Genomic DNA, 4460 nt, shown 5'->3' with positions numbered 1-4460 from the left:
ACTCTTATACAAAAACTGGCCAATAAGGTCCTCTAGTACGATAGCGGACTTAGTATCCTGGATCACGCTGCCATCTTTTAGAATAGACGTGCCCATTTCCGGATCCTCGAAACCGATATTCAGCGCCAGGTATTGTTCACCTAGCAGCCCCGAGGTGCGAATCGCAAGGGAACTGGTATCCGGTATATGATTATAGGTCTGTTCAATGTCTATGGTAACCTTTGGCGTATACGTTTGCGGATTAAGGGTGATATCCGCGACCCGGCCGATGACAACCCCACCAACCCTCACTGGCGAGCGCAATTTGAGTCCGCCGATATTATCGAAAGACGCGATGATCCGATAAGTTGCTGCGTTGCTCACCGAGCGGGTATCCGCAACTTTCAGGCAAATAAATACAATGGCACAAAAGGCAATAATCATAAACGCGCCGACCAAGATTTCAATTTTTTTGGTTTTCATTCAATCAGTTCCCAAACATCAGTGCCGTCAGAACAAAATCCAATCCCAATACCCCCAACGAGGCGTGAACCACCGTACGGGTCGTTGCGCGGTTGATTCCCTCGGAGGTCGGGATCGCGTCGTAACCATTGAACAGAGCAATCCAAGTGACGGTGATAGCGAAAACCATACTCTTGATTACACAGTTTACCAAATCTTGCCGCCAGTCCACGACGCCTTGCATATTGGACCAAAAGAACCCTCTGTCGATACCTTTCCATTCTACACCGACCACGGTGCTGCCACAGATGCCGACCGCGACGAAAATCGCCGTGAGCAGCGGCATACTAATGATGCCGGCCCAAAAGCGCGGCGCCACCACTCGGCGCAGTGGATCCACCGCCATCATCTCCAAACTGGAAAGTTGCTCGGTTGCCTTCATCAAACCTATCTCGGCGGTCAGAGCCGATCCCGCCCGGCCGACGAACAGCAGCGCAGTCACCACCGGTCCCAGCTCGCGTAGCAGCGACAGCGCAACCAACATTCCTAGACTGGACTCCGCACTGTAGGTAGTGAGAATAATATAGCCCTGCAGCCCCAGCACTATACCGATAAACAGGCCGGAGACCATAATAATAACCAGCGATAATACGCCGACGCCATAAAGTTGTTTCACCAGTAGCGGCCATTGTTCGCGTAGGGCCGGTTTGCCTATCAACGCATTGAATAGCATGACACCGGCCCGGCCGAAACCTTTGCAAATATTGATCCCCTGGCGCCCGAAGGACACAATAGCTTCTAATACCATGACTGAGGTTAACTCCCTGTGCCTAATAGCTGGGTTTGATAATCTTCGGTGGGAACGTTAAAGGGCACCGGCCCGTCGGCGATGCCGTCGAGAAATTGCCTTACCTGGGGATCCTGGTTTTCACGCAGGCTGGCCGGGGTGCCTTCCGCCACGACGTACTGCTCGGCGACGATATATGCGTAATCGGCGATACTCAACACCTCCGGCACGTCGTGGGACACAACGATGCAAGTGACGCCGAGCGCGTGATTCATTTTGTCGATAAGTTTGACTAGCACCCCCATGGTAATCGGATCCTGTCCAACAAACGGCTCATCCAACATAATAATCTCAGGATCCAACGCGATAGCGCGCGCCAGCGCCGCACGGCGAGCCATACCCCCGGAAAGTTCGGCAGGCATCAGAGCGGCCGCTCCCCGCAAACCCACTGCCTCAAGCTTCATCAGCACCGTGCTGCGCAGCACAGGCTCCGGCAAACGGGTATGCCGCCGCAGCGGAAACGCCACGTTCTCAAAAACGTTAATATCGGTAAACAGCGCACCGGATTGAAACAGCATGCTGATTTTTTTACGCACCTCGTAAAGACGCCGGCGTGATAGTGTGAGAATGTTATCTCCGTCCACCCAAATTTCACCGCTGTCTGGAGGCAACTGTCCACCGATAAGGCGCAGCAGGGTAGTTTTACCGATACCTGACGGTCCCATGATCGCAGTGACTTTGCCGCGCGGAAACTGCATGCTGATATCATCGAAAATGACGCGATTACCCTGATAAAAGCTTAATCCGCGAATCTCGACCATGTTATCGCTCTGGTTCATAGTTTACTGCCCTTTTTTCCCGAACCCACGTTTTGCAGTGATGATAGTAGAGCAAGCCGACCATTTCATCGAACTTTTCTCGATTCATCAGGCCCATATTCGGATAACTTTATCGCCGTGTTTTACTTTTATCCGTCAAGCGGGCAAAATGAACGCCAGTTTGCGTTTATTATCCGCTTTTCGTCTCTCTTCGACGGCTATATGATGTGCCAACGGGACAGGTTTTTTGCTCAATCTAAGAAATTATCATGCTTTTTGCCACGTAATTATTAATTATTGGCCTAATTCTATTAGTGTATGGCGCGGACAGATTGGTCTATGTGCGGCCGTGTTGAACCGACTGTTAGGCGGGTTGCGCCCTGGCTTATCGATTGCACCATCGTCGCCTTCGGCACTTCGCTGCCCAAATTACTGTTGCGGTGATCACAGTACTGAATAATCAAATCGATATGGCGGTGGGCAATATCCTAGGATCTAACATTATCAATATCACGCTAATTGTCGGCAGCGTGGTGCTTATCTGGCCAGTGACCTTTCGCTCTGATATCGTGCAGCGCGATCTTCCGATACTGCTTATTGATTACGTTATTGTGCGGCCTGCTGAGAGCGGAGGGCTACCTTGCTGATCATCATATCCCAGCTTGCGCTGCGCTAAGGCATAGACACGCTGACCCGTGAACAACTGGCAGAGATACGCAGGATAGCAATAGTACCGTGGCGGTCCTGTGGCTAGTACTGTCGTTTATTGTTATGCCCATTCCGACGCAGATGGTGACCGATAACACCAGCGTCCTAGCGCGTTTTTTGGCCTGAGCGATTTGGTAGTCGACCTGACGGTGCTGGCAACGCTTGTGGCAGGGCACTCAAGGGATAAGATGGTATTGCCTTAGGTAATATATTATTGGCTCTAATATCTTCAATAGTGTTATTGTGCTGGGCATCCCCAGTCTGTCCTATTCTGGCTGGCCCCTTCAATCCCGATGCCTTTGCCCGCGATTATTGGGTTATCCTGGCGGCGAGCGTTACTCTCTCCGCCCTTTGCCTTCTAAACTGCGCCGGATAAATCGCCTGTCGGAGGGCTTTGTTGGTTTGTGGGTTCATCGCCTATCTCGCGGTGCTGTTGATCTAGCTTCCTGCACAGAGAACAATCAGGATACATTTTATGTTGCAGAATACTTAGCGCCGGCCTTTGATTTTATCGCCGCTGAGTAAGCAGGTTCTCGCTATTGAGCTGGAGGGTCTGTGCAGCTAGATCAATATATCAACGACGATTTTCGCCATACTTGCGAAGCGCTGTTTTTATGCACCGGCAAAGTAGTGGTAATGGACGACGCGCTGGCGGTGACCATGCGCTGCGGGCGAGAGGGTTCACCGCCGAGGATTTCGCTCTGTCGCATCCCGGCAGCGCATTAGGACGTAAACTACTACTGCGCGTGAGCGATATCATGCACAGCGGCGACGATATTCCGATGACCACCCGCTCGCACGGCCTCATTTCGTTGTGGTACACGCTGCTGGAAATCATCCGTAAAAATTTTGGCATGACGGTGATTTGCGATGCGCAATAATGTCATTGCTGGTAATTTTCACCGACGGCGATCTGCGGCGAGTGTTTAATATAGACATAGAGCTTAACGCTGGCGGTAGAGGCGCTCAATCTGATGCAGGCGCGCAACATTATCTCGCTGCTGATAGCGCAAGGTGACCACCTGACAGGTTTAGTGCACATGCATGATATGCCACAAGCTGGCGTGATATAACAAGGAACACCTTTATGCAAGAGACCCCCACCGTCGAGACGTGTTATGGACCTGTAGCGCAGAAGGTGCTGCAACGCGCCCGAGATATTCGTCTACTGATTTGCGATGTGGATGGCGTAATGTCCGACGGCCTGATTTATATGGGCAATGACGGTGAAGAACTCAAAGCGTTTAATGCCCGCGACGGCTACGGCATTCGCTGTTTACTAGCATCTGGCATTGAGGTCGCTATTATTAGCGGCTACTCCGCCAGGCTACTGGAGGACCGCTTCGCCACTCTTGGCATTACGCATCTTTACCAGGGGCAGTCGGACAAGACTTTGTCCTTTAAAGCGCTTCTGAGTAAACTGACATTAACGGCGGAACAGGTCGCCTATGTGGGCGATGACCTGATTGATGCTCCGGTCATGGACCAGGTCGGCCTGAGCGTGGCAGTGGCGGATGCGCACCCGCTATTGCGACCAATGGCCGATTACGTTACCCGCATCACTGGCGGTCACGGCGCTGTGCGGGAAGTCTGCGACCTGTTACTTCTGGCGCAGGGGAGGTTGGAGGATGCCAAAGGGCAGTCGGTATGAGCAAGAATTTGCGTTGGACCAAGGCGCTACTGGGATTGTTGGTACTGATACTTAT

4 protein-coding genes and 2 pseudogenes are annotated in these 4460 nt (G+C 52.1%); 3 read left to right on the top strand and 3 right to left on the bottom strand.

All coding sequences use genetic code 11. From position 1 onward, the window contains the following. The 3 genes from mlaD to mlaF form a co-directional block, all read right to left on the bottom strand. Positions 1-462 (bottom strand): outer membrane lipid asymmetry maintenance protein MlaD (mlaD, locus tag BG74_RS02030; protein WP_066596236.1); only part of this gene is annotated, 462 nt, incomplete at its 3' end. A 4-nt stretch (positions 463-466) separates the two neighbouring features. Next, positions 467-1249, bottom strand: coding sequence for a lipid asymmetry maintenance ABC transporter permease subunit MlaE (mlaE, locus tag BG74_RS02025; RefSeq protein ID WP_066596235.1), 783 nt, complete (start codon positions 1247-1249; stop codon positions 467-469). A gap of 8 nt (positions 1250-1257) precedes the next feature. Further along, entirely contained in the window at positions 1258-2067 is an 810-nt protein-coding gene (gene mlaF, locus BG74_RS02020; protein WP_066596233.1) for a phospholipid ABC transporter ATP-binding protein MlaF, read from the bottom strand. A 272-nt stretch (positions 2068-2339) separates the two neighbouring features. Between mlaF and BG74_RS02015 the strand changes: the two are divergent. From BG74_RS02015 to kdsC, 3 genes and pseudogenes are all read left to right on the top strand, one after another. Continuing rightward, a pseudogene (locus tag BG74_RS02015) lies at positions 2340-3196 on the top strand (calcium:cation antiporter family protein). 176 nt (positions 3197-3372) lie between these two features. Next, a pseudogene (locus BG74_RS10105) lies at positions 3373-3827 on the top strand (KpsF/GutQ family sugar-phosphate isomerase); the annotation flags it as partial. A 14-nt stretch (positions 3828-3841) separates the two neighbouring features. Continuing rightward, complete coding sequence (gene kdsC / locus BG74_RS02010) at positions 3842-4405, top strand: 3-deoxy-manno-octulosonate-8-phosphatase KdsC (RefSeq protein WP_066596231.1); 564 nt, start codon at positions 3842-3844, stop codon at positions 4403-4405. Positions 4406-4460 lie beyond the last annotated feature (55 nt).

It is taken from the genome of Sodalis-like endosymbiont of Proechinophthirus fluctus (genome assembly GCF_001602625.1).
GTDB lineage: Bacteria > Pseudomonadota > Gammaproteobacteria > Enterobacterales > Enterobacteriaceae.
Note: the sequence above shows the minus strand (reverse complement) of the source record. Positions and strands in the feature narration are given on the sequence as shown.

Bases quoted from the DNA above. Each gene is read 5' to 3' on its own strand.
- mlaE (WP_066596235.1), bottom strand. From the start codon at position 1,249: ATGGTATTAGAAGCTATTGTGTCCTTCGGGCGCCAGGGGATCAATATT.
- mlaF (WP_066596233.1), bottom strand. From the start codon at position 2,067: ATGAACCAGAGCGATAACATGGTCGAGATTCGCGGATTAAGCTTTTAT.
- kdsC (WP_066596231.1), top strand. From the start codon at position 3,842: ATGCAAGAGACCCCCACCGTCGAGACGTGTTATGGACCTGTAGCGCAG.